This is a genomic window from Paenibacillus sp. VTT E-133280 (genome assembly GCF_002264385.1).
Taxonomy (GTDB): Bacteria; Bacillota; Bacilli; order Paenibacillales; family Paenibacillaceae; genus Paenibacillus_AQ; species Paenibacillus_AQ nitricinens.
Genome location: NZ_NFUX01000157.1, coordinates 1 through 1,253, shown reverse-complemented (window position 1 = coordinate 1,253; position 1,253 = coordinate 1). Strand labels below are relative to the sequence as shown.

The window sequence follows — 1,253 nt, the reverse complement described above, 5'->3', positions numbered from 1 at the left end:
ACTGTCTATCGATTTATAAAAGGCATTTTTTAGAATCCTCGGGTTTTGCTTGATCCTCCGTTTTATTCTTTCTAAAAAATCACTGTAGGGTAATCTACAATTGGGATAAATTCGAAGAATCCGCAAGAAAACGAACATAAAAAAACAGGTTGACTATGGTGGTATCTAACCATAATCGACCTGCTAGACGTAACGCTATTGCGTTATTTAAGTTATAAACCTAAGCATTGCCGTGCGTACAAACAAAATAGTAAAAATCTTTATATAGGTAATATATGAGATATATGTGTCATTGTTTGAATGATGGATTGAGTCGGCAAATGATTGATTCCCCTCGAGTTTAGACTCTTTTACTCATCATGATCTTCATCAAAGATAGCTTCAAACTCTTCATCGCTATAATTTCTATTGCTTGGTATATGATAACGTTGAGGTATCCCGTTATGATCTAGCACATGATCAACAGCACCGTCTTCATCAGAAACAACGAAAGTAATTTCGTCATCACCTTCATAATCTTTAGGAGTTATATCCGCCAAAACAAGCCACACACAACCCTTAATTCTATAAAACTCATTATAAAATCTAACAGACTTTTCTATATCATCATGTATAACTCCATACAGTTTAAACTTATCCTTATAATCTCGGGCTATCTTCAAAGCTTGGTTAGCTGTTAGATTAGTATTTATTCTTTCTTGCATTAATCATCAAATCCTTTCCAATTCGATAAAGGCCATTGTCCGTTCCTTAGTTTGAATATATATCTTTGTGCTTCATATATTTCTTCAATACTAAATTCACCTTTATTTTTCATAATTTCTCTATAAACATACTCTTCCTTTTCTAAAGTCGATAATTTCATATAATTTTCTTTTCCAAGTTCTCCAAAGTGCTTAGCGTGATAAGATTCATGAACTACACTTAAGTAAGAAGCATCAGGTCTTAATACGATCTGTCCAGTATTTGGATTGAAACCTCCCACAGCCTTTTCAGGTAGAATAGTTCCCTTCTTATCCATAATAACTTTTATATTATTTAAATTCATTTCGCTTTTAAACTTCTTTATGTCTCTGATACTCATAATTCTTAATCCATCAGTGGTTAATTTATTTTGTCCACTAACAGGCATTTCTTCCCATAATTTAAAATCAATAGTCTCTTGCACTAGATCTATTTCTTTTGGAATCTTTGGCTTTAGCAATCCGCCTTCTGTGGATAATAAAGATTTTTCTACCGGACCATACAACAGA

2 protein-coding genes are annotated in these 1,253 nt (G+C 32.8%); both read right to left on the bottom strand.

The features are described 5' to 3' along the window. Positions 1-350: 350 nt before the first annotated feature. The gene (locus tag CA600_RS30550) at positions 351-704 is read right to left on the bottom strand and encodes a hypothetical protein (RefSeq protein ID WP_094874828.1); all 354 of its coding nucleotides are present in this window, start codon (positions 702-704) and stop codon (positions 351-353) included. Further along, positions 704-1,253, bottom strand: a 550-nt coding sequence (locus CA600_RS30545) for a zincin-like metallopeptidase toxin domain-containing protein (protein ID WP_306440436.1), incomplete at its 5' end; no start/stop codon positions are given. The genes CA600_RS30545 and CA600_RS30550, both read right to left, overlap by 1 nt.

Excerpts from the sequence above, each read along its gene's own strand:
- CA600_RS30550 (WP_094874828.1), bottom strand. The coding sequence starts at position 704 with ATGCAAGAAAGAATAAATACTAATCTAACAGCTAACCAAGCTTTGAAG.